The sequence below is a fragment of the Pandoraea eparura genome (assembly GCF_902459725.1).
Lineage (GTDB): Bacteria > Pseudomonadota > Gammaproteobacteria > Burkholderiales > Burkholderiaceae > Pandoraea > Pandoraea eparura.
Genome location: NZ_CABPSH010000001.1, coordinates 117,389 through 140,828, shown reverse-complemented (window position 1 = coordinate 140,828; position 23,440 = coordinate 117,389). Strand labels below are relative to the sequence as shown.

The window sequence follows — 23,440 nt, the reverse complement described above, 5'->3', positions numbered from 1 at the left end:
ATTGATCGGCTTTGCCACGGTCCTGATCCTGGCCTTCATCGGTATTCCGCTGGGGTTCTCGATGCTCACGGTAGGCGTAGGTTTTTTCGCGCTGCTGCGAGGGTTCGACCCGGCCATGATCATGGCGGGACAGACGATTTCCTCCATGGCCGCCAACGACGCCCTATCTGTCGTGCCGATGTTCATTCTCATGGGAACGTTCATCTATCGCGCTAATTTGGCCGAAGAGCTTTACGACGCCGCACACTCGTTGCTGGGCCATCGCAAGGGCGGCCTCGCCTATGCGACGGTGCTCGCCAGTGCCGGCTTTGCAGCGATTTCGGGGAGCTCGATTGCCACTGCGGCGACTATGACCAAGGTGGCCATGCCGCCGATGCGCCGTCGCGGGTATTCCGACAGCCTGGCGAGCGGCTGCGTGAGTTCGGCGGGTACGCTCGGCGCGCTGATTCCACCCAGCGTGCCGCTGTTGATCTACGGCATCATCACGCAGCAGGACATTGGCAAGCTGTTTGCCGCCGGCATCACGCCCGGCATTCTGCTGGGCCTGCTGTTCATGACGGCCGTTTGGTGGACCGTGCATCGCAACCCGGCCAAGGGACCTGCAGGCGACTATGTCGGCTGGAAGACGCGCCTGCAGCGCATTTCCAAGGTCTGGGGTGTGCTGGCGCTGTTCCTACTAGTAGTTGGCGGACTGTACAGCGGATTATTCACGGCGACGGAGGCAGGCGGCATCGGTGCCATGGGGGCCCTGGCGTTTGCTTCGGCGCGCGGCAAGATCAGTCGCCGCACGCTTCTCGAAGCGCTGGTGGAGGCAGGGCGGACCACGGCCATGATCTTCATCATTGCCTTCGGCGGGCTCGTGTTTGCAAACTTCATTACGATGTCGGGCCTGACCACGACGCTGGTCGCGTGGATTCAGTCGCTTCACCTTCCGACCATTGGTGTGATCCTGGTCATCGTGCTGATCTACGTGGTACTCGGCTCGCTGATGGAGGCCATCTCAATGATGCTCCTGACCGTGCCGGTGTTTGCAGCAGTGGTGCAGCCGCTTGGCGTGGACCTCATCTGGTTCGGCATCTTCATTGCGATGATGATCGAGATCGGACTGATCCATCCTCCAGTGGGCATGAACGTCTTCATGGTTAAGGCCGTGATGCCCGAGTTGTCAGTGAGGACGATCTTTGCCGGCACGATCCCGTTTCTGGTCGCCAGCGTCGTTGCGCTTGCCCTGATCATCGCGTTCCCCAGTATCCCGCTCTGGCCACTGCAGTTCATGCGCTGAACCCGGAGGGCCGGCGCGCTCGCGCGCCATTATGAAAACCTTGTGGCATTCCCCTCTTCCGCTATGGCCGGGGGCAAGGGAGTGCTGCGCCCAAAAAATAGTATCCCATCGAGGAGGAGACATGATGAAGGCACACAAGCTAGTTGCCTGGGGCGGCGTTTGCCTGCTGGCACTGACCGGCTACCCCTGCGCCGCACAGGAAAGCCTACAGATCTACGGCGTGCTGCAGGCAGCCTACGAGCAGTACCACATTAGCGGCGCAGACGCTTCGAGCGCCGTTGCCAGCCCGGCTACCAGCACCAGCCGGATCCCGAGCTACGGATCGTTCATCGGGTTTCGAGGTAGGGAGTCGATCGACGGTGACCTTGCGGCGACCTTCCAGATCGAGAGTTATGTATTCCTGAACGGTGTACAGCCTCCGGGATTCAATCCGTTCGGCTCACGCAACACACGGGTGGGCCTGGAGAGTCAGCGGTATGGAACCGTATTCTTGGGCGTGTGGGACACTCCGTTCCGAGACCTGCTGATTCGACTGCCGTTCCCAGGGTCGACGCTCGACGCTGGACAATTGATGGGCAACGGCATTGGCAACACCGTGGGGAACGGGCCGGCACCGGGGTCGTTCGAGCGGCGCCAGACCAATACCGTTGCTTATTGGTCGCCGACGCTTCACGGTTTCCAGGCTAGGGTGCACTACGGCATTAACGACGGCACGACCGGGGGCAATGGCGCACACCTGCTGTCGATGCGCGGATCATACGCTGGGGGCCCCTTCAATCTCATGGCCGCCTACGAGACGCACCACGATTACGGAGGCTTTGGCACCAATGATCGCGGACTAGCTCTGTACGGCGATTGGCTCATCGGTCACGCCAAGTTGGGGGCGATCTTCACTCAACTCTCCTACCAGCGCGTGGTCAACGGCGGCCAGCGGGGTCTGCGGGTCAACAACTGGTCGGTTTTTGGCAGCTATCCTGTGGGATCGGGGGCGGTTAACGTCGCATATACCCGAGCCGGGAGCGGCAGCGGCAGCCTGCAGGCATTGTCGACGACGCCAACTGGGCAAGTCCAGGCCAATCCCGCGCTGTATGCCGGCCAAGCTACGAGCGGAGGCCAGACGGGGGCCCAGATGTTCGAGATCGGTTATGACTATTACGTGTCCAAGCGCACCAAGCTGTTTGCCAACCTGGCGTACCTGAAGAACGATGCGCACGGGGCATACGCGCCGTTTGGCGCGGTACCGACGCCGACCGGGGCTCTAGGCCTGAATACGACGGTCCTTGCGCTGGGGATGGTGACGAGCTTTTAACGCGTCATTAATTGTTCATTATGGTTCGTCGCCACGTGATCTGGGTGCTGAAGGCGCGCTTGCGCCTCAAAGCCTTGCTGAGCACCTCCGAGGGCTACGCGTTGCTGCCCTGGGCGGCCCTGGCGGGGCTGCTCGGGGCGTTGGCGACGATTGCGTTTAGGGAGAGCATCCACGCGATTCAGTTCGTATTGAGCGGGCACTCGGGCTCGCTCGTGGAAATGGCCAAGGCGCTGCCTTGGTATTGGCGTGTGGTAATGCCGGCCGCCGGGGGGCTTGTCGCGGGACTGTTTCTGATCTGGTCGAGGCGAGTGCCGGCCGGCGCCATGTCCGACTATATGGAGGCTGTAACGATAGGCGATGGCCGGCTGCCGATGCGTCAAAGCTTGCTGCGCAGCCTGTCATCCCTGTTCACCATCGCATCTGGAGGGGCCATCGGCCGTGAAGGCTCGATGGTCCAGTTGGCGGCCTTGGTGGCGTCGCTCCTCGGGCGTCTGCGGAATTTTGATGCCGAGCAGTTGCGTATCCTGGTGGCGTGCGGGGCTGCGGCGGGACTGACCAGTGCCTACAACGCCCCAATTGCGGGTGCATTCTTCGTGACGGAAATCGTGATTGGTTCGATCGTCATGCGGCACTTCGGCCCGATTCTGGTGGCATCGGTAGTTGCGAATATCACAATGCGCGAGCTTCCGGGCTACAGGCCGGCCTATGAAATGCCGGCGTTTCCAGCGATTTTCGGCGTAGAGGTCGTGCTTTTCATCGCGCTTGGCGCGTTTTGCGGCGTGATATCCCCACAATTTCTGCGGCTGCTCAACCGTTCCAGGAAGGAGTTTCAGCGCATGACGTTGCCGGTGCCGTTGAAGCTTGCCATTGGTGGCCTTGGGGTTGGCATCATCTCGATCTGGGTGCCGGAGGTTTGGGGTAACGGCTACAGCGTGGTGAATTCACTGCTGCATGCGCAATGGGTATGGAGTTTCGTAGTCGTCGTGCTTGTTTTAAAGATCATCGCAACGGCGCTCACCATTGGGGCGGGGGCAGTTGGGGGCGTTTTCACGCCGACTTTGTTCGTGGGCGCGGCGCTAGGATATTTGTCCGGGCTTGTAGCCCATGGGTTGTGGCCACACGCGACATCGGATCCGTTTGCCTACGCGATGGTCGGGATGGGGGCGTTTCTGGCGGCGTCAACCAGTGCGCCGCTCATGGCCATCTTGATGATTTTCGAAATGACACTGAGCTATCAGGTCGTTCTCCCGCTAATTGTGTCGTGCGTGGTCGCCTACTTTGTCGCGCGCTCGATCAGCGATGTGTCGATGTACGATGTGACCATCAAGCGACACCGGGACGCTACAGACCGCCTGCGATTGCGTGGCATGCAAATGCGGATGCTCATCCGTCCGACCGAGACGGTGCTGCCGATGACCGCTGGGTTTGACCAGATATCGAGCATGTTCCTGGAGTACCCGGTCAAGTATGTCTATGTCGTGGACGAGGCGGGGCGTTATCAAGGGGTATTAGCCTTAGGTGACTTAGTACGCGTCATGCTGAAGCGCCGGGAGGGCGATGCCTTGACCGCCCGGAATTTACTGCGCCGTGACGACGTCCATGTGATTTCACCCAACATGGGGCTCGCGGACGCGTTACAGCGTTTCATGACACATCCGGGCGAGCGCCTGCCGGTGGTGGACGGAATGTGCGGTACTTTACTCGGAGTTGTCCACAAGTCATCGGTGCTTGATGCGTATGCCCGGCTTGGCGCGTCAATGTGACCGGCGACAGATGTGGGCGCGAAAACTCGGACGGGCCGATAAGTGGGGCTGCCGGGGCCTGAGCCTGCGATGATGCTGGAACGGGAACCGAGAAAATGACGAAGAGAACCAGACGGGCGCACTCAGTTGTGTTCCACTCGAAAGTGGTGAGGACAGAGGTCAACGGCGAGCGGACGTTGGCCGAATTGGCGCAGCAGTTCGATGCGCACCGAACCAGATCACGGAATGGAAGCGGCCGTTGCAGGCGCGCGCGGCAGGCGTGTTTGGCGCGGCGAGCGCGCCGCCGGTGGATGTGAAAACGCTGCGCGCGACGACATCGGCCTGCTGGAACGTCACGTGTCGCCGCGGTCGGAGGGGCGGGCGAGCGCAGAGGACTGCGGTTACGCGACAAAATTGAGCGGATGGTTTTCCGCGATGCCGTAACGTGCGTCGTCGGCCAGGCTGCCTGCGCGGATGAGTTCGGTCAGTAGGTCGGCCAGCAATGCGGCACTCGGAGTGAGCGTACGGTCCTTGATCCGCACCAAAGCCCACTCGCCGAAACGATTCCGGGACATCGGCACGTTCAGCTTGACGACCTCTGGGTTCCGGAAACAGTCCGCCATCAAGAGGTTGCCCGTCGCCAGGATAATGTCGCTGCCCGGCACTATTCGGTTCAGCAGGGATATGTCATCGCATTCGATGTTCACCGCGAACGTGTCGCTCCGGTCAAGCCCCATGCTCTGCTTGAGCTCGAGAAACATCAGCGGTGGCAACTTGACCGTCGCGAACGCGTAGTCGAGCAGTTCCCTTGGCGGGATGACGCGCGTCGGATCACCGGCCACCAGCGGATGATGACGACAACAGCATAAGGTAACCGTCACTCCCCCCAAGGGCGTGATGTCCAGCCTCGCGTCGTCCTCGAGGTTCCGGATATCAGCCATGAAGAAATCCAGCTCTCCGGCCAGGAGACCCCGCAGCAGATTGCCCCAGTTGTCGATACGCAGGTTCAACGACACCGTGGGATGACGCCGGTGGAACTCCTTGATCCCGGTGTCGAGGAAGCAGGCAGCGGGAAATGGACCGGACCCGAGCGCGACGCTGCCCAGCTCACCGGTTTTCAGATACTCGATGTTCTTGCGGAAGTTGGTCGCCTCCGACACGAGATGCCGCGCGTGCAAGACCACATGCTGCCCCGTCGGCGCGATCTCCACCCGGGCGGTATTGCGTTCGAAAATCTGTATGCCGAGCTCCGCTTCCAGCGCCGCAATGCTCTTGCTCAGCGCCGACTGGCTCAGGTGCATGCGCTGCGCTGCCTTGTTGAAGTTGAGCGTATCGGCAAGCGCGAGGACGTGGGAGAGCTGCTTGAGATTCATGTCGATGGTCGGTCGTCGGTGCTCATGAATTTTGCGACTTAACGCCCCGTTTTTTTCTCATTTTACATATCACTCGCCCCCAAGCATAGTGAGTCATCAACAGCGCGCCCGAGCAGTAAACGGTCTTCACGCCGTCGGGGAATGCGCAATGCAACGAGGGGACGGTTGTGATCGAACATTGCAGATATGCCTCGCCCAGCGGATGGAACGCCATCGCACGAAGGCCGGCAAGCCATACAAGGCTGCACGCTGACGTAACGGCGAGCTTCGTGGTGGTAGGGGCTGGCTACGCAGGGCTTGCCGCCGCACGGGATCTGGCTGAACGCTTTCCCGACGACAAGATCCTGCTGCTCGATGCAGGCCGGCCGGGCGAAGGAAGTTCCGGTCGCAACTCCGGCTTCATGATCGACCTGCCGTTCGCGAAGATTTCCGCCAGTTCGGACCCCGCGCAGCGCGACTGGCAGACCCGGCTCCTCGGTTACGGAAGGCGAGCGCTGCGTGAGGCGGTGGATGCCGCTGGCATCCGGTGCGACTGGCGGGATATCGGGCATTACAAGGCAGCAACGACAGTCGGCGGCAGCAGGAAACTGGCCGCACTGGCCGGCACGCTCGATGCACACGGCGTCGAGTACCGGATGCTCACGCCCGACGATATCCGGCGTGAGCTCGGTACGTCTCACTATACGGCGGCCATCTGGCTGCGCCATTGCGCCCTGGTGCAACCCGCGGAGTTGGTGCATGGACTTCTGGCAGCGCTGCCAGGCAACGTGCAGGCCTGCTTCGAGACTCCGGTGACGGACCTGCGCCGCACGCAGATGTACGAACTTTGCGCCGGAGGCCATCGTGTCAAGGCACGCTGCGTGCTGTTGTGTGTGAATACCGACCTTCCCGGCTTCGGGTACGCAAAGTACCGTCAGCTCACCGCCTACACCTATGCCGGACTCACGCGCGAGCTGACCGCCGCGGAGTCCTCGCGCCTGGGCGATGGACCCGACTGGGGCGTGACGCCGGTGGAGCGCCTGGAAGCGACCAGTCGCAAGGTCAGCGGCAATCGGCTCATGCTGCGGGTCGGCTTTTCCTACAGGCACGAACTCGAGCCACGCAGGGTGCGGGCGGCGCTCACGGCCAGCCTGATGGCCCGTTACCCCGGGCTGCCCCCGGACGCATTCGAGCACGCCTGGGGCGGCGCGGTCAGCCTGACCCGAAATGACGCCCCCATCCTGCGGCAGCTTGCAGATGGCCTGTATGCCGTCTCCGGCTGCAACGCCTCCGGCATCCTGAAGATGACTGCGCTCGGCCATCTGCTGGCCGAGCTCGCCTGTGGGACCCACTCGCCATTGCTGGGCGAAACACTCGTGTTCAGTCGCCCCTCCTTCATCCCGCCAGACCCGATCCGCAGGCTGGCTGTCGGCATGCAAATGCAGCGCTTTCAACGAGAACTCATCGGAGATCGAGCATGAACACCACGGACACCGGACTGCAGGCAGTCACGTCGAAAATCCGCAACCCACCCACCGTGCCCATCAGCAATGCCGTCGCCGCCGGCAATCTCATCTACACGGTCCAGGTCCCGAGGGATCCGGAAACCCTCGCGCCGAGCGGGGATGGAGACATCGAGGTGCAGGCCGCCCGGGTGTTCGATCAGCTCGCTCACGTCCTCGAATGCGCCGGCTCGAGCCTGCGCCATGTGGTACAGATGACCATCTACCTCGTCGACAAGGACCATGCCGAGATGATGAACCGGGTCTACCGACGGTATTTCAGCGCACCCCCTTACCCCAATCGCGCCACGGTGGTCGTCAAGGAATTGCTGGGTCAGCACTGCCTGATCGAAATTGTCGTGCAGGCACTCAAGGCATAAAGCGGAGCCGTGATGGATCAAGTCAGTATCATCGGGGCCGGCATCGTCGGCATGTGTACCGCGGTCAGGCTTCAGCAGCTCGGCGTACCGGTACGCATCATCGACGAACGCGAACCCGGTACCGGTACGTCGTTCGGCAACGCGGGCCTGGTCAGTATCGACAGCTGCATCCCCATCGCCATGCCCGGCATGCTGCGCAACGTGCCCAGGTGGCTTGCCGATTCGACCGGCCCGCTGAGTGTCCGCCCGGCGTACGTCCCTAAGGCAGCGCCGTGGCTGATGAAGTGGATTCGCTCCGGGGCGAGCCTGAAAAGCGTATCCGCCATCGCCTCGGCGTTGCGGCAACTGCACAAGGATGCGATCGAGAAATACAGGACGCTGCTCGGGCCGGAGGATTTCAGCCAGGCCATTCGGGTATCGGGACAACTGCACGTCTGGGAAAGCCGGCAGAAATCCGCAGGGGAAATCCTTGCCGACAGACTCCGCGCCGAGAACGGTGTCGTCGTGCGAGAACTGGCGGGCGAGGAGATCTTCGACATCGTGCCGGGCATGAGCCGCGTCATCAACCGTGCGCAGTACTACGACAAGAACGGTTACGTTGCGAATCCATATCTGCTCGTGCAGCGCCTGCTCGATATTTTCATTTCCAACGGGGGAGAGTTCCTGCGGCAAAAGGTCAACGGCGTGAGTCCCTTGCCGGATGGCCAGGGCTATCGCATGATCACCACCTGCAGCGACCTGAGCGCACAGCGCCTGGTCGTGTGTTGCGGCGCGTGGTCCAGCCGCCTGCTCCAGGGGGTGGGCATACAGGTGCCGCTCGAGACGGAGCGGGGCTACCACGTGGCGTTCGATCAATCCGCCCTCGATGTTCCGCTTCCCGTGCTGCACAAGGAGCGCGCCTTCGGCATCACGCCGATGGTCGACAACATCCGCGTAGCGGGCTTCGTGGAAATTGCCGGACTCGACGCACAGCCTGACATGCAGCGCGAAGCCGCACTCATTGCCCAGGCGCAGCGGTTGTTTCCGGCGCTCGATGTCAGCCGCAAGAAAAGCTTCTGGCTCGGCTTCCGGCCGTCGACGCCCGACAGTTTGCCTGTGCTGGGCGAAATCGCCGCAATGCCGGGCCTGTATCTCGGGTTTGGACACGGCCACACCGGCATCACCGGCGCACCCGCGTCCGCGGAGATCTTGGCCAACATGATCACCGGGACCCGCAATAGCATCGATGTAGCACCCTACGACATCAGTCGCTTCTAGGAGACGATCATGAACAAAAGACATGGGGAACCCATCACCAGCATGGGGCGCCGATCGGTATTGAAACTTGCGGGGGCGGTGGCCATCGCCCCGATGATCTGGGTAAAGAACACTGAGGCGGCACAGGAAACCGTGGTGATCCGCTCGCCCGGCGGTGCATATGACGAGATCCGCCGCAAGCTGATCTATGACCCGTTCACGGCAAAGACCGGCATTCGCGTGATTCCGGTGGCTACGACCACCGGCAAGCTCGAGGCGATGATCAAGTCCGGCCATCTTGAACTCGACATCATCGACAACGACGACAGCGTGCTTCTCCAATGGGAAGATGCCCTGGCTCCGCTGAACTACGCCGGCTTCAAGTTTACCGACCCGGCCGACATCCTGCCGGAATACAAGCATGACAAGTACGTGGGCAATTTCGTCTACGCGGACGTCATGGGTTATAACCTGGGCAAGTGGAAGCAGGACACCGTTCCGAAGAGCTGGGCCGATTTCTGGGATTTCAAGAAATATCCGTCCACCCGGGCACTCGCCGACATGGACAGCGGCGCGCCGAATCTCGAATTCGCACTGCTCGCCGACGGCGTGCCGATGGACAAGCTGTATCCGCTGGACCTGCCACGCGCGTTCAAGGCACTCTCGCGCATCAAGCCGGGGATCACCAAGTTCTGGTCGTCCGGCGCGCTGTCCGTGCAGATGCTCTCGACACGCGAAGCGGACCTGAGCTCCGTTTGGAGCACGCGTATTCTCAACGGCATCGCGAACAATGCGCCCCTGGAGATCAACTGGAATCAGCACGGCGTACACGTCCAGGCCTATGCCGTTTTAAAGAAGGCGAAAAACTTCGAGAACGCGCAAAAGCTGGTCGACTTCTGCCTGAGCAAGGAGGTCCAGAGCAAGTTCAGCGCCCTGTGGAACAGCGGCCCCGTGACGAAGACGGCATATGAATCACTGACACCGGCCTTGCGCGACAAGATCCCGGGCGGTGATCGCACGCGCCAGCACGGCTTCTTGCTGGACGCGAAATGGTGGGCAGATAATCGGGCAGTAGTCGGCAAGGAGTGGGCAAAATGGTCGCTGAATTCGTGAAATCGAGCGGGCGCATCCGCTTTCGCAACGTCACAAAGAGATACGGCGATCAGGCCGTGGTCGATGACTTGAACCTCAGTATCGAACCTGGCGAGTTCTTTTCCCTGCTGGGGCCGAGCGGGTCGGGAAAGACCACCACGCTGATGATGCTGGCCGGCTTTGCGACGCCGGATGCAGGCCATGTCATGCTTGACGACACCGACATCAGCTACATGAGCCCCCAGCAGCGCAACCTGGGCATGGTGTTCCAGAACTACGCGTTGTTCCCGCACATGAGCGTGCTGGAGAACGTGATGTTTCCGCTCAAGGTGCGCAAGTTCGGCAGCAAGGCGTGCCTGGAGCGTGCGCAATGGGCGATTGACCTCGTGCGCCTGTCGGCCTTTGCCAAGCGACTCCCGAAGGAGCTCTCCGGCGGACAGCAACAACGTGTCGCGCTGGCGCGTGCGATCGTGTTCCACCCGAAAGTGGTGCTGATGGACGAACCGCTCGGCGCGCTGGACAAGAACCTTCGATACCAGATGCAGATGGAGATCAAGGAACTGCAGCGCGCACTCGACATGACCGTCGTCTTCGTTACCCATGACCAGGAAGAGGCGATGAACATGTCTGACCGCATTGCGATCATGAACAATGGCCGGATCGAGCAGGTGGGTACGCCCAGGGATGTCTACGAATCCCCGTGTAATGTGTTCGCCGCAGGCTTTCTCGGCGAGGCCAACATCCTGCCTTACGCGCACCTGGATTCGCGCTATCGCCAGGGCATGGGCATGCGCGACGGAGACCACTTGTTCATTCGCCCGGAGCGCGTCGAGCTCCACCCGGTGCGTGAACGTGCCAGCGCACAGCCCGATCCGCTACAGGGCAGGATCCTGAACATCTCCTTTCTCGGGCACATCATCCGGTATCAGGTCGCCCTTGGCGAGCGCACGAAGATCTATGCCGATTCCAGCAATGTTGCCGATGCCCATGCGTTTGTCGTTGGCGATCCGGTGAGCATCCAATGGAAGAAGACGTCGGACGCGAGGATCCTCCAACATGGCTGAAATCGCCCTCGATAAAGTGCAACGCATCGACGTGAAGCCCCCCTCCCTCGGGACGGACAAGCTTATCTACCCCGTGCTGGGCTTCCTCACCGTGTTCTTCGTGCTGCCCATCGCATGGTTCTTCATCAAGTCGGCGCTGGATTTCGATGGCAATTTCGCGGTGATGCTGTATGAGACGTTCACATCGCCGATGTTCATCACGGTTGCCTGGAAGACAGTGTGGATTTCCTTGGTAGTAACGCTGCTTGCGCTGCTGGCGGCGTACCCGGTCGCCTTCACGCTTACGCAGATCCGGTCGTTCAAGTTCACCCTGGTGGTCATTTGTGTCGTGGTGCCTTACTTCACGTCGATCATTGTCAGGACCTATTCGTGGATGATCATCCTCGGCACGAAGGGGGTACTCAACAAATTCCTGATATCGATCGGGTTGATCGATACGCCGCTCAATCTCATGTACAACATGACCGGCGTAGTGATCGGCATGACCTATGTGCTGCTGCCGTATTTTGTATTGACGTTGTTCGCCACGATGAAGGGCATCGATACGCGCTTGCTTCAGGCCGCCCACAGCATGGGGGCGTCGCGTATCCACGCGTTTCGCAAGATATTCTTCCCGCTCAGCATGCCTGGCGTGATCTCGGGGTTCCTGATCGTCTACATCCTCGCGATCGGCTTCTTCATCACGCCCGCGCTGATGGGGGGGCCGAACGACGTGATGATGGCCATGCTCATCCAGCGCAACATCGAGGTCACGATGAACTGGCCGCTGGCGTGTGCGTTGTCGCTTTTCCTGTTGGTCATCACGTTGGTCATCTATGCGGTCTACTGCCGGTATACCGACCTGGACAAAATGCTCGGCAAGTCGTGAGGGGCGACATGAAATTCATTGAAAAAATCCCAGTGGCGCAAGTGCTGACGTGGGTCATCTGCTCGTTGATGATCGTGCCGATTCTGATCGTCATGACCGTTTCATTCGGCAAGAGCAGCTACATGATCTTTCCACCCACCAGCTTCTCGTTACGGTGGTATGACGAGTTCTTTTCCAGCCCGGAATGGATGAGTTCGTTGGGATCCAGCTTGCTGATCGCCATACTGGCGAGCGCAATCGCGACCACGCTTGGCTTCCTGGGCGCCTACTCGCTGGTGCGTGGCCGATATGGGCACAAGAAGCTGATCGTCTCGTTCTGCCTGTTGCCGTTGATCGTCCCGACGATCATTACGTCGGTAGCCCTGTACTTCGCTTCGGTCCCGTTGGAGCTGGTCGGATCTAAAGTCTGGATCGCCGTGTGCCATTCATCGCTGGCATTGCCGATCGTATTGCTGATCCTCATCAGTACACTCCAGGGGATCGACATTTCTGTGGAGCGAGCGGCGGAAAGCCTGGGTGCGTCGCGTACTTATACATTCCTGAGGGTCATTTTGCCCATGACGGCTCCCGGTGTGGTTTCGGCTGCATTCTTCAGCTTCCTGACGTCCTTTGACGAGTTGGTGATTTCACTCTTCCTGTCAGGCGTCGAGACGGAAACGCTGCCCGTGCGCATCTGGAACAGCCTCGTCATGAACATGGAGCCGGTCATCGCTTCCATCAGTTCGTTCCTGATCATATTGACGGTGGCATTGCTTCTGCTGGAGTTGGCGGTTCGACGCGTAAGGGCATAGGCAGAACCGGCTCGCATCCTGACCGACAGCGGCCTCCTCATGATGGCGTGCACGCCCCAATTGCCGTTGACTAAGCAATGACGATCAGCCACAGGAACGCTTTTGACGAACTATCTGGCGCATGTTATTGAAACCGCATGACGGTACCTCACGATGATCCTATAAGCCGCGGCCCTCGTCTCGGATGTTTCCCTGTTATTCGCTGTTCCGAGTCGGTCGTAACGGCCAGCCGCGCGTGGCAGCCCGCAAAGCATCTGGCACATGGCTGGAGTAGGGGGGGGGCGGAAAGGTCAGAATTCCCTGCAAATTTCCCTGTTAGCAGGGGGCGTGCCGTGAGATAAACCATGCCCAGACTCACCGCTCCGCCAGTACTTTTGGGACACTGATGAAACAGTGCCCAGTTCGAGCAAAGCCCCGCCACTGGTGGGGCTTTTTTCGTTGTGCGCCCAGCATGGGCGCACTCCTGCGGGTGCAAGTCCCGCCATAAGCTGGTCACAGCGAATGAAGTGAAGCGCAACTGCATGAGGGCGACCGATTGTGGGGAGGAAGCGTGGAGCGTAAATCGTGAGCCGATGAACAAGAACCGTATAGAAGGCGCTGCCGAGCAGGGCGAGCGGGCAATGGACCGCGAAGCTCTCGTGACCAAGGCGAAGTGGCGTAAATGCGGCGGTTGTGCGATGAAGGAGTGCGTTCTTACCTGGGGAGATCTCGCCTTGTGCCTGAAAGGGCGACGGTGTTGAACCGGAGCGAGAAGTCAGCCGAGGTCGTAGTAGCTGCCGGTATGGGGCGAAGGGCCGAACGCGTAGGAGGGCCGAAGGCCGTGGTGCTCGAACGTGCAGTGCATCAGAAGTCCGCGAAAGCGGAGCGTGACGCGCGAAGGCGAGGTGAAGCCGAGCCGGGAGCGTCGCGTGATGAGGCACGGTCGGTGCACGACGAAACTGGAAGCCCGGGGCGAGACGGCCTGTTAGGGCAGGCGCTCGCGAGAGCGAATCTGGTGAAGGCGTGGAAACGCGTCAAAGCCAATCGCGGCAGTGCTGGGGTGGATGGGAAGTCGATGGCCGAGACGGCGGACGAACTCAAGACGCACTGGCCTCGGATTCGGGAAGCGTTACTGGATGGAAGCTACCGGCCTGAGCCGGTGCGGCGAGTCCAGATCCCGAAACGCGGAGGCGGAGTGCGTGAATTGGGGATACCGACGGTGACGGATCGATTGATCCAGCAAGCCCTGCTGCAAGTCTTGCAGCCCATTATTGATCCGACCTTTTCCGAACACAGTTACGGTTTCCGGCCGGGACGTCGTGCGCGTGATGCGGTGCTGAGGGCACAGCGGTATGTGCAGGAGGGCTACCGGGTGGTGATCGATGTGGATCTGGAGAGGTTCTTCGACCGGGTCAATCACGACATTCTGATGCAGAGGTTATCGAGACGGATAGACGATAAGGCCGTGCTACGGCTGGTGCGTCAGTACCTTGTGGCCGGGATCATGGATGGCGGGGTGGTCATGGAGCGTCACGAGGGTACGCCGCAGGGCGGGCCGCTGTCGCCGCTACTGGCCAATGTGCTGTTGGACGAGGTGGACCGGGAACTGGAGACGCGAGGCCACCGCTTCGTGCGCTACGCCGACGACTGCAACGTGTACGTGCGCAGTGTGCGAGCGGGCGAACGGGTGCTGGAGGGCATGCGCAAGCTCTATGACCGGCTCCGCTTGAAGGTCAACGAGGTCAAGACGGCGGTTGCGCAGGCGCCTGGTCGCAGGTTTCTGGGCTACGAGTTGTGGCGCAGCGCGCACGACCGGATCAAATGCGCGGTGGCCGGAAAGGCGTTGGAGGCATTCAAGCAACGCATTCGGTAGATGACCCGGCGCTCGGGCGGGCGAAGTCTGCTGGAGGTGGCGCAGCGACTGCGGGCCTATATGACGGGTTGGAAAGCGTACTTCCATCTGGCGCAGACGCCCAAGGTGTTCCGCAAACTCGACGAGTGGATCAGACACCGGCTGCGTGCGATGCAGCTCAAGCACTGGCGACGAGGCACAACGATGTACCGGGAGTTGCTGGCGCTGGGTGCCTCGGAGGCGGACGCCCGCAGGGTGGCCGCGAACAGCCGCAGGTGGTGGCGTAATAGCTACCTGCTGTTGAACCGAGCGCTACCCGTTGCCCACTTCGACCGGCTTGGCGTGCCTCGACTCTCATAACCTCAACTGCTCGAACCGCCCGGTGCGGACCCGCATGCCATGTGGTGTGGCAGGGGTGTAGCTTTAACGGCTACCCCCTATGCCGATTCTGCTTTCTCGGCAGTACGTTAAGTCCGGATTTTTTGGCGTCCGGCCCCGTCATTCTCAGAATGACAGTGCGGCAGTACGTTATCGGGCGGATGCCACATTAACGTTGCAGTGACGAGGGAACGCGTACATCGAACGGTTCAATCGGACCGCTCGATACGAATGGCTCTCGCAATATCTGTGGGAAGACCTGGAGCAGGTTCGGCAGGCAGCGGCCGACTGGATGTGGACTTACAATCACGAGCGCCCAAATATGGCATTGGGCGGTTTTACCCCGAAGCAGCGGCTGGCCATGGCCGCTTAGTTTCTACTTCTGCCGACTGTGGAAAACGGGGGGCATTACCACCCGAGGCGAGCTTGAAAGCTACCTCGACAAGGCCGCCGGCGTCTTGCGCGGCAACGCCGACCACTCGGAATTCCGTGGCTACGTGTTCGCATTGTTGTTCTACAAGCGCATCAGCGACTGCTTCGACGAGGAAGTTCGGACCCAGGTGGCGACGCTGACTAGGGCGGGCGTGGGGATAATCGCATTTATCCATGTGACACCGCTCCCTATAATGAGTGTCATCATTCCCGACGTTGCATGTCATCGTTCCCGAAAACGCGGCGCGGCAGTGCCCTCAACCCTTTCATAAATTGGCCATGCGGGCGGTTGCCCGTTTTCCCTATTAGTTGTGCTGTTAGCTCTTCTTGTCTATAAATCTGGTCGTTAGGGCATTTGGCTCGGCGGAAAACCGCTCCGTTGCCTAGGTTGACCAGAGTCACAATGCGTCATCGCTACGTTTTTTGGGTGGCCATGACGCATACTTGGCGAATTGCAATGAGGGCATCGGAAGGCGCAAGCTTGAAAGTATGTTTGTGAACTGCCTTGCTAAATCCGGCCGCCAAATTTCCCGCGCTGCGAACGGCTCACGCCCGCGGGACTATCTTCTCGTCCGACTATGTGCCAAGGCAGAGATGCGCCCCATCCGCGCCATTCGGGCTTGGCCCCCCTTAGGGCTGCACCCCCGCTTCGGACCTTGCCCGACAGGCGGCGAGAGCAGGGCACCGCTACGCTCAGACCTGCCCCTTGCCGCTAGGCTGTATGACTTCCATCGGCATTAAGGGTTCGCTACGCTGACACCCTCATCCGTTCGGTGCTCACGTGCGGCTGCGCTCCGCTGCGGCTTCCGGTGCCGCCCTTGACACCGCCTCCAGCCCAAAGTCCGCAACACAGCCGGCGAGCCTGACGGAAGGGCGATAAGGTTGCCCCAAAAAACATCCATATTTGCTGGTAGGTGTCGGCATTCTCCGCTGCCTTGAAAGAATTTGGCGCGCGTGGTGCAGGTCACGAACACCGCCAACTAATGCATGTCCCTCTCCGCATTGACCATTCCCGCAGCGTAGCAAGACCCATAACGTGAGATTTTCTGGCCCTTTAGATAACGCTCTCTCGGCCTTGGGAATCAACGGGTGAAAAGTTGGAAAGCATTGTGGAAGATTGCCGTCTCACCGCCGAGCTCGCCGCGTCACCGGGGGCTTGTCTCCGTGATACTGCTACCATGGTCATCCACGACACTTTCGCTTTCATTCTCAATTGAAGATTCCGTTTGCACTTGATGGGAAAGGGCGCATCGTCGATATTCACGATGTGCCGCCATCCGTCGAGGGCACCTTTCGCTGCGCCGAGTGCAAACAGCTCGTGACGCGAAAGCAGGGCGACGCGCGTGTCTGGCACTTCGCGCACAAGGCCGAGGCTTCCTGCACAACGGCGTTCGAGACAGCGCTGCATATCCTTGCCAAGCAGATTCTGGTTGAAAGCGACACCCTGCGTGCGCCAGCGCTGGTGTGCCAGTTGCACGAGCAACCGAGCGGTGAAGACATCACGCTGTGCGTCGAGCATACACTCCGCTGGGACGTAGCGGGTGAGGCGGAAGTCTGGGTCGACGGCATCCGGCCGGATTTTCGGGGTGTTTGCCAGGGCGAGACCATTTTCGTCGAGGTGACGGTCACGCACGAGCCGGACCGTCCAAAACTGGAGGCGCTGAAGCGACTTCAAACACCGGCCCTGGAAATCGACTTGTCGGCCGTGCCGCGCGACGTGACGGCGTCGGAAGTCCGGCGACTCGTGCTTGACGCAGCTGAGGGCAAGTGCTGGCTGTTCTATCCAAGAGAGGCCGAGGCAAGGGCCCGGCTGGAAGCCTTGCGGAATCGGCGCGATGCCGCAGAATACGCCTCGCTCGACGAGGTGTACCGGGAAGAACGTCGACTTGACGCTGCGCTCAACGCCGCGCGCGCTGACGCAATAACGGACCGCCTCGTGAAGATTGAAATGGCCAACGCCCGTTTCCGGTCCGCCACATCCGCCCAGAAGCTGGCGTTCCTCGTGACAAAACTGGGCAAGCCCGTCACGGCTTGGCCCGCCATCCTCGGGCATGATGTGCGGGGGGGCTCTGCCATCAAGGTGTCTACCCGCATATGGCAGGCCGATGTGTTTCGCAGGCACATTCTCCGGCGGCGCGCGCGAAACCCAAATCAAAGAATAACCGTCGAGGCGGTCGCCGATTGGCTGATTGAGCGTTACGACATCGCCTCGTCGGAATCGACCTCCGTGCGCGTCGCCGTCTGGGATTATTTTTCCGCGCTCGAGCAAGCGGACTATCTGCGTCGGTGCGTGCGGCAGGAGTTCGAAATCCTTTGGGACGTACTCGGTGACGAGACGCGAGTGCCGAGCTCGGATGCCAAAGCCAGGGCCTCGAAGACCGCCCCCCTCGGATACTGCTGGGCACGCGGCGATGTCGATACATCGCGGTTCTGGTCCGCCGTTCGCAAGACAGGCGTGCATGTTGCGCCCAGCGAGGCGACGATACTCTTGAATACATGGCAAGAACCAGGGCGCCGGATGTCGAATGAGGCGGCCTACGCCCAAAGCGTCGCAACGACGTTGCGCATCTCCGTCGAGAAGGCTGTGGAACTTCTGGCGGCGGCCGGCGTGTTCGTGCGGGCTGTCGCCTAAAGCCGCCCAAATTCTCACGTTACTGCTCCGGCTAACACTATGCATAAGGCAGCTTTAAATACGCCGCGCAATGACAAACTAACAGCGGAATTCGGAGACCCCAAAAAAAGCGCCGTATCGTTTGTCTGGCAAGAATCCAGCCGCAGTCAGTGTCACGGGCGCGCAGCGGTCCTGGTCGGCCGGTGCGGCCCGCAGCCGAGGGCGAGGACACGGGCCGTCCGAGGAGAACCCTTGATGCTGGATGGGGCGGATCAGCCTAGCAGCTCTGGGGCAGGGTGCTTTTGCCCCCGCCCCAGAGCGTCCGGGGCGGCCCCCGGTGGGGTGCGGGGCGATGCCCCGCGAATCGACTGGATTTTCGCGGACGCGAAAAAATGTGAATTCCGCGCCTGGGGTCCCCAAGAGATAAGACATGGTACTCGACAGGTAAGTCAGTCGAATCAGCTTCGTCGCCACAGTCGCAGAACTGTGGCGCCTTACGGCGGCCTTTTTGCAGTCGCGCGAAATTTTAAGGAAATCGATCTGATAACCTACAGCAACCCACCAGCCCAGATCGCTTCACTCATAGGGCGCCACTGTCCATGCGACTATAGACCCAGATAAATCAACGAGTTGCCGTCGTGATCGCCAATAGGCGGATTTGACAACACCATAGTTCTCGCGACTAACCTACGGCAGCGCCAGAGTAGTTGCACTCGACCGGCATCCAGATTCCGGAGCTGACCGACGAACAAGCGGCAGCCCACCCAAGCGCCTCGGGGCTTACGAGCCGGATCGGGGCGTCTGCGCCGGCAGCGATTGCGCGACGGCGTGCGCACGCGGTAACGGCAAGGCGCGGTCGTCACCCGGTCATGCTGCCACGCACGCAGGTCAATGCGCGCGTACGGCGTTCGTGATGGCGCCCGCGCATTCGCGCACCATTGCCCCCAACTTGCCTGTCACGTCGTCACGCGTCCAGCGACTGCTGGGGGCCACGACGTGTACTGCGGCGATGGCTCGGCCGTGCTTGTTGTACACAGGCGCGCCCACATTCATGTGCCCCAGCATGTACTCCTCGAAGTTCATCGAGAAGCCGCGCGCGCGGCTTTCGACAACATGCGTGAGGATCGTCTCCGGGTCGAGCAGCGTCGCCGGGGTGAGCGCCTTGATTTCCGATTCGCGCAGCAGTGCGCGCGCTTCCTCATCGGGTAAACCGGCGAGATAGGCCCGGCCCGCCGAGGTGCAATACATCGGCATGCGGCTGCCGATCGCCATGTGCGCGACGATGGGCTTGCGACTCGTAAACGATGCGACGTAGACCATGTTCGTACCGCACGGCTCCGTGAGCGCCACGGTTTCGTCGCACGTGCTGTTCATCGCGGAGAGAAACGGATTGGCGCTCTCGATCAGCGGGTTCGCAGCAACGTAATTGCAGCCGATCTCCATCACCTTGTTGGCTAGCTCGTACCGTCGCGTGTACGGATCCTTAGTCACGTACCCCAGCGTGTCGAGTGTGAACACGATGCGCTGTGCCGAGCTGCGTGTGATGCCGACCGCCTCTGCGATTTGCGCGAGGCTCATCTGACGATTGCGCGCGCCAAACGCCGCCAGAATCGCCAATCCCTTGTCTACAGACTGGTTGAACATCGGTGAATCCTTGTCCATTGCACTGCTCCTTCTTGTTACAAATAAATCGCTTATCGATTATTGATAGGCGTTTACCGAATCTTAGTGTGTGAATACACTGAAACCAACCGCTTTATGAATTGATTGTATCGCATATCGATTATCGATTATCAATGTGTGTTTTAGCGGCCATCGAGTCGGCGTCTTCCCGTATCGATTGACGGGGGCGTTGTTCATCATCGAAAGCCGTCCCGAGGTCGGGACGAAGGGAACGCCAATGAAAGTCGGAGTTGAAGTGGGGGGGACGTTCACGGATCTGGTCGCACATGACAATGGCCGGATTCGCGTCATCAAGGTACCCAGCACGCCGGCCTCGCCGGATATCGGGGTGCTCGACGCCCTTCGGACGGCGGGCATCGATTTCGCCACGATCGAGGACTTCGCGCACGGTTCGACCGTCGCCACCAATGCCGTGCTCGAACGTAAAGGCGGCAAGGTCGCCTTCGTCGCGACGCAGGGGTTTCGCGACATCCTGTTCCTGCAACGTCATGATCGAAAGCATATCTACGACCTGTTCTACAAGAAGCCATCGCCGCCGGTGCAGCGTCGCGCCTGCTTCGAAGCCAAAGAGCGAATCCTGACCGACGGAAGCGTCGACACGGCACTCGACGAAGCGCGCTTTCGCAGCGAAGTGCTGCCGCAACTGGAGCGGGGCGCCTACGACGCCGTCGCCATCTGCCTGCTCAATGCATATCGCAATCCGGCCCACGAGCTGCGTCTGGCCCAACTGATTCGCGCCGCGCTGCCGAATGTGACGGTAACCTGCTCGCATCAGGTGGCTTGCGAGTTCCGCGAATACGAGCGCGCCAGCACGGCCACGCTCTCCGCCTTCGTGCAGCCGGTCATTGCCGGCTATCTGGGCCGACTGACGCAGGCGCTGGAGCGCGAGGGTTTTCGCGGCCGCTTCTCCGTGATGCAGTCGAACGGCGGCCGTTTGCCTGCCGACGCCATGCGAGAGAACGCCATCAGCGCACTGTTCTCGGGGCCGGCCGCCGGCGTAGTTGGCGCCGTGCGCCAGGTCGTGCGCTCCGGTTATCGCAACGTCATCACCTTCGACATGGGCGGCACCAGCTCCGATGTATGTCTCGTGCAGGACAGCAAGCCTACGCTCGCGTCCGAAACCGAGATCGACGGCCTGCCCGTGCGTACGCCTGTCCTCGACATCGTCACGGTCGGCGCCGGCGGTGGCAGCCTGATCTGGGTCGACAACGGCGGCATGTTGCGTGTCGGCCCGAAGAGCGCCGGCGCTCAACCGGGGCCGGCCTGTTACGGTCGCGGCGGCACCGAACCAACCATTACGGATGCTCACGTGGTGCTCGGCACGGTGCGGGCCGAAGCGTTTCTCGGCGGTCAGATGGCCCTCGATGTAGCCGCCGCGCATCGCGCCTTCGACCGGCTGGCAGCGCACTTTGGCCTGTCGGTCGAGGCTGTTGCCCACAATGCCGTGCGCCTGGCCAACGCCAACATTGTTCGCGCCATCCAGCTCGTGTCGACCGAGCGAGGCCGGGACCCACGCGACTACGTACTCGTGCCGTTCGGCGGTGCGGGTCCGATGCAGGCCGCCCAGATTGCCGAAGACCTCGGCATCGGCACGGTAGTGGCGCCGCCGAACCCCGGGGTGACGTCGGCCCACGGCCTGCTGGCGTCCGATTTCATCAAGTACGAAACGCAGACGTACCGCGTGCAGGTCGCAGACGACACCTGCGACCAGTTGCGCGAGCGCTTCGCCGGGATGAAAGCCGATCTGCAAGCGCAGTTCGTGCGGATGGCGTTCGACCAGCCGCTGGAATTCAGCTTCACGCTTGAAATGCGCTACGTGGGGCAGGCCTTCGAAGTGCCGCTCGAACTCGACGCCGCGGCGCTTGCCGCACTTGAGCGCAATTCGCTGAGCGAGGGCTTCACCGAGGCACACGAGCGTATCTACTTCCATGCGGACAAGACGGGGCGTCCGATCGAGGTCGTGGCGCTTCGCGTCGGCGCCACGCTCGTCACGCCGCACGTCAGCGCGACGGCAAGCGTCACGGGCAGTCTGGACGCTGCGCCGGGCGAACCTGCGCTGTATGACGGCCGAAACTGGATGCCATGCCGCCGTCGCACGGTCGCTGCGCTGGGTGCGGACGGCGCAGCGTTGAGCGGCCCGGCGGTGCTGGAGGACTACACCACCACCGTACTCGTGCCGGCGGGCTGGCAGGCCAGCGTGGACACGCAATCCAACCTGATTCTCTCCAAGGAGGTTTGACGATGCCTGTCAATCCGTTCGACAACGCCATCATCAGCCAGAGCGTGCTGGCCGCCGCCCGCGAAATGGGCGTGAAGCTGATCCGCTCCGCGTACTCGACCATTCTGCGCGAAGCGAGCGACGGCTCGGCCGCCATCAGCAACCTGCAAGGAGATATCGTTGCACAAGCCGAATTGATCCCGATCCAGCTCGGCCCGATCGGCATCACGCTGAAGCAGTGTCTGGCGCGTTTTCCCGTGGAGACGATTACGCCGGACGATTTCATGATCACCAACGATCCGTACTCCGGCGGCCAACACCTTCCGGATGTCTACATCTTCTGCCCGATTTTCTACGGCGAGCGCTTGATCGGATTTTCGGCGAGCGTCGCCCATCAGATCGACTTCGGCGGCGGTGCGCCGGGCCTCGATCCTGGGGCCACGGACATTTATCAGGAAGGCTTGCGCCTGCCGCCGACCAAGTGGTCGCAGAGCCGCGACTGGAACGGCGGACCGCTTGAACAACTGGTGCGGGCAAATATCCGTGTGCCGGATCTGACCATCGGCGACATGAATGCCATGTTCGCCGCCAACGCGATCGCCGCCGCGCGCGTGGCCCAGCTTTGCGACAAATACGGCGCGGACGCCGTGACCGAAGTAATGGCCGAAATGGTGAACTACTCGGAACGACGATTCCGAGCTGCCATCACGCAACTGCCCGACGGCGTGTACTACGGGGAAGACGTGATCGACGACGACGGTGTGACCGACGAGCCGCTGCTCATCAAGGTCAAGGTCGAAGTGCGTGGGGACGCCATCGACATCGACTTCACCGGCAGCAGCCCGCAGGTGCGGCGCAACCTGAACTCGCCATTCTCCTGCACGGTGTCGGCGGCGGTCACATGCGTCAAATCGGTGCTGACGTCGCCGGATATTCCCTTCAACGACGGCATTCTGCGCGCGGTACGAATCAGCGCGCCGTACGGCTCGATCCTCAATCCGGCGCCGCCTTCGCCGGTGCGCGCACGGCTGGAGGCCAACTACCGGATCTATAACGCCATCATGCGGGCGCTCGCACCGGTCGCACCGGAGAAGGTGATTGCGACGGGCTTTGATACGCTGACCGCCGCCTGCTTCTCGTTACAGCGTGACGAAAGTTACAGCGTCTATCTGGAAATCTTCGGGGGCGGCTACGGCGGCTCGCAACACGGCGATGGCTGCGATGCGGTCGACTCGCCGCTGTCGAACTGCGCCAATACGCCGGTCGAAGCGCTGGATATGGAATACGACTTCTTCCGCCTGGAACGCTACACGCTGGAGCCCGACTCGTTCGGTAGCGGGAAATATCGGGGCGGCGCGGGGTTCAGCCGGGAGTACAGCGTGCTCAAGGACGGCGTGGTCTTTGCGATCTATGCTGACCGTCACCGGTACGCACCGCAGGGACTGTTCGGCGGCGGGGCCGGTGAGCGGGGCTACTGCGAACTCACACGCAACGGCGTGACAGAGCGCATTGCGTCGAAATCAATGGTCACGCTCAATCGCGGCGACCGCGTCAAGGTCTACATGGGCGGTGGCGGCGGCTATGGCGATGCTGCCGAGCGTCCGCGAGCGCTGCGCGAAGCCGATATCGAAGACGGTATGGTCACTCAGTGAGTCCACACACAATGGAG

At 61.3% G+C, this 23,440-nt stretch carries 16 protein-coding genes and 2 pseudogenes; 16 read left to right on the top strand and 2 right to left on the bottom strand.

Features of this window, described 5'->3' with window-relative positions; translation table 11 throughout:
- Nucleotide 1 precedes the first annotated feature (1 nt).
- From PEP31012_RS00600 to PEP31012_RS00590, 3 genes are all read left to right on the top strand, one after another.
- The gene (locus PEP31012_RS00600) at nt 2–1,282 is read left to right on the top strand and encodes a TRAP transporter large permease (RefSeq protein WP_246171083.1); all 1,281 of its coding nucleotides are present in this window, start codon (nt 2–4) and stop codon (nt 1,280–1,282) included.
- A 121-nt stretch (nt 1,283–1,403) separates the two neighbouring features.
- On the top strand, nt 1,404–2,591 hold the full coding sequence (locus PEP31012_RS00595; protein ID WP_174978062.1) for a porin: 1,188 nt from the start codon (nt 1,404–1,406) through the stop codon (nt 2,589–2,591).
- Nucleotides 2,592–2,611: 20 nt separating this feature from the next.
- Nucleotides 2,612–4,354: a ClcB-like voltage-gated chloride channel protein gene (locus PEP31012_RS00590; protein ID WP_150588010.1), complete on the top strand. Its 1,743-nt coding sequence runs from the start codon at nt 2,612–2,614 to the stop codon at nt 4,352–4,354.
- 380 nt (nt 4,355–4,734) lie between these two features.
- On the opposite strand, the gene PEP31012_RS00585 is transcribed toward PEP31012_RS00590, so the two are convergent.
- Nucleotides 4,735–5,706 carry a LysR family transcriptional regulator gene (locus PEP31012_RS00585; protein WP_150587433.1) on the bottom strand — a complete coding sequence of 324 codons (972 nt, stop codon included), beginning with the start codon at nt 5,704–5,706 and terminating at the stop codon, nt 4,735–4,737.
- Between the two features lie 269 nt (nt 5,707–5,975).
- Between PEP31012_RS00585 and PEP31012_RS00580 the strand changes: the two genes are divergently transcribed.
- From PEP31012_RS00580 to PEP31012_RS00525, 11 genes and pseudogenes are all read left to right on the top strand, one after another.
- Complete coding sequence (locus tag PEP31012_RS00580; protein WP_174978061.1) at nt 5,976–7,166, top strand: NAD(P)/FAD-dependent oxidoreductase; 1,191 nt, start codon at nt 5,976–5,978, stop codon at nt 7,164–7,166.
- Entirely contained in the window at nt 7,163–7,567 is a 405-nt protein-coding gene (locus tag PEP31012_RS00575; protein WP_150587431.1) for a RidA family protein, read from the top strand. The genes PEP31012_RS00580 and PEP31012_RS00575 overlap by 4 nt, the downstream gene beginning before the upstream one ends.
- A gap of 12 nt (nt 7,568–7,579) precedes the next feature.
- Complete coding sequence (locus PEP31012_RS00570) at nt 7,580–8,824, top strand: NAD(P)/FAD-dependent oxidoreductase (RefSeq protein ID WP_150587430.1); 1,245 nt, start codon at nt 7,580–7,582, stop codon at nt 8,822–8,824.
- 9 nt (nt 8,825–8,833) lie between these two features.
- Nucleotides 8,834–9,916 carry an ABC transporter substrate-binding protein gene (locus PEP31012_RS00565; RefSeq protein WP_150587429.1) on the top strand — a complete coding sequence of 361 codons (1,083 nt, stop codon included), beginning with the start codon at nt 8,834–8,836 and terminating at the stop codon, nt 9,914–9,916.
- Entirely contained in the window at nt 9,898–10,959 is a 1,062-nt protein-coding gene (locus tag PEP31012_RS00560; protein ID WP_150587428.1) for an ABC transporter ATP-binding protein, read from the top strand. Before PEP31012_RS00565 ends, PEP31012_RS00560 begins: the two co-directional genes overlap by 19 nt.
- Nucleotides 10,952–11,827 (top strand): ABC transporter permease, encoded by an 876-nt coding sequence (locus PEP31012_RS00555; RefSeq protein ID WP_150587427.1) that lies wholly within the window; start codon nt 10,952–10,954, stop codon nt 11,825–11,827. The genes PEP31012_RS00560 and PEP31012_RS00555 overlap by 8 nt, the downstream gene beginning before the upstream one ends.
- Before the next feature lie 8 nt (nt 11,828–11,835).
- Nucleotides 11,836–12,618: an ABC transporter permease gene (locus PEP31012_RS00550; RefSeq protein ID WP_150587426.1), complete on the top strand. Its 783-nt coding sequence runs from the start codon at nt 11,836–11,838 to the stop codon at nt 12,616–12,618.
- 820 nt (nt 12,619–13,438) lie between these two features.
- Nucleotides 13,439–14,809: pseudogene (gene ltrA / locus PEP31012_RS00540) on the top strand (group II intron reverse transcriptase/maturase).
- A 208-nt stretch (nt 14,810–15,017) separates the two neighbouring features.
- Nucleotides 15,018–15,200 (top strand): annotated as a pseudogene (locus tag PEP31012_RS00535) (integrase core domain-containing protein); the annotation flags it as partial.
- Complete coding sequence (locus PEP31012_RS24225; RefSeq protein WP_425494914.1) at nt 15,133–15,531, top strand: type I restriction-modification system subunit M N-terminal domain-containing protein; 399 nt, start codon at nt 15,133–15,135, stop codon at nt 15,529–15,531. The pseudogene PEP31012_RS00535 and the gene PEP31012_RS24225, both read left to right, overlap by 68 nt.
- A gap of 941 nt (nt 15,532–16,472) precedes the next feature.
- A complete protein-coding gene (locus PEP31012_RS00525) occupies nt 16,473–17,891 on the top strand; it encodes a competence protein CoiA family protein (RefSeq protein ID WP_150587425.1) in 1,419 nt (472 codons plus the stop codon).
- An 867-nt stretch (nt 17,892–18,758) separates the two neighbouring features.
- On the opposite strand, the gene PEP31012_RS00520 is transcribed toward PEP31012_RS00525, so the two are convergent.
- On the bottom strand, nt 18,759–19,532 hold the full coding sequence (locus PEP31012_RS00520) for an IclR family transcriptional regulator (RefSeq protein WP_150587424.1): 774 nt from the start codon (nt 19,530–19,532) through the stop codon (nt 18,759–18,761).
- Between the two features lie 238 nt (nt 19,533–19,770).
- Here PEP31012_RS00520 and PEP31012_RS00515 point away from each other — a divergent pair, with 238 nt between their 5' ends.
- Together PEP31012_RS00515 and PEP31012_RS00510 are read left to right on the top strand one after the other, a co-directional pair.
- Nucleotides 19,771–21,792 (top strand): hydantoinase/oxoprolinase family protein, encoded by a 2,022-nt coding sequence (locus tag PEP31012_RS00515; RefSeq protein ID WP_150587423.1) that lies wholly within the window; start codon nt 19,771–19,773, stop codon nt 21,790–21,792.
- 2 nt (nt 21,793–21,794) lie between these two features.
- Entirely contained in the window at nt 21,795–23,423 is a 1,629-nt protein-coding gene (locus tag PEP31012_RS00510; RefSeq protein WP_150587422.1) for a hydantoinase B/oxoprolinase family protein, read from the top strand.
- The last annotated feature ends 17 nt before the right edge of the window (nt 23,424–23,440 follow it).

Coding starts and splice junctions, on each gene's coding strand:
- PEP31012_RS00595 (WP_174978062.1), top strand. CDS start 1,404: ATGATGAAGGCACACAAGCTAGTTGCCTGGGGCGGCGTTTGCCTGCTG.
- PEP31012_RS00590 (WP_150588010.1), top strand. CDS start 2,612: ATGGTTCGTCGCCACGTGATCTGGGTGCTGAAGGCGCGCTTGCGCCTC.
- PEP31012_RS00585 (WP_150587433.1), bottom strand. CDS start 5,706: ATGAATCTCAAGCAGCTCTCCCACGTCCTCGCGCTTGCCGATACGCTC.
- PEP31012_RS00575 (WP_150587431.1), top strand. CDS start 7,163: ATGAACACCACGGACACCGGACTGCAGGCAGTCACGTCGAAAATCCGC.
- PEP31012_RS00570 (WP_150587430.1), top strand. CDS start 7,580: ATGGATCAAGTCAGTATCATCGGGGCCGGCATCGTCGGCATGTGTACC.
- PEP31012_RS00565 (WP_150587429.1), top strand. CDS start 8,834: ATGAACAAAAGACATGGGGAACCCATCACCAGCATGGGGCGCCGATCG.
- PEP31012_RS00560 (WP_150587428.1), top strand. CDS start 9,898: ATGGTCGCTGAATTCGTGAAATCGAGCGGGCGCATCCGCTTTCGCAAC.
- PEP31012_RS00555 (WP_150587427.1), top strand. CDS start 10,952: ATGGCTGAAATCGCCCTCGATAAAGTGCAACGCATCGACGTGAAGCCC.
- PEP31012_RS00550 (WP_150587426.1), top strand. CDS start 11,836: ATGAAATTCATTGAAAAAATCCCAGTGGCGCAAGTGCTGACGTGGGTC.
- PEP31012_RS00520 (WP_150587424.1), bottom strand. CDS start 19,532: ATGGACAAGGATTCACCGATGTTCAACCAGTCTGTAGACAAGGGATTG.
- PEP31012_RS00515 (WP_150587423.1), top strand. CDS start 19,771: ATGAAAGTCGGAGTTGAAGTGGGGGGGACGTTCACGGATCTGGTCGCA.
- PEP31012_RS00510 (WP_150587422.1), top strand. CDS start 21,795: ATGCCTGTCAATCCGTTCGACAACGCCATCATCAGCCAGAGCGTGCTG.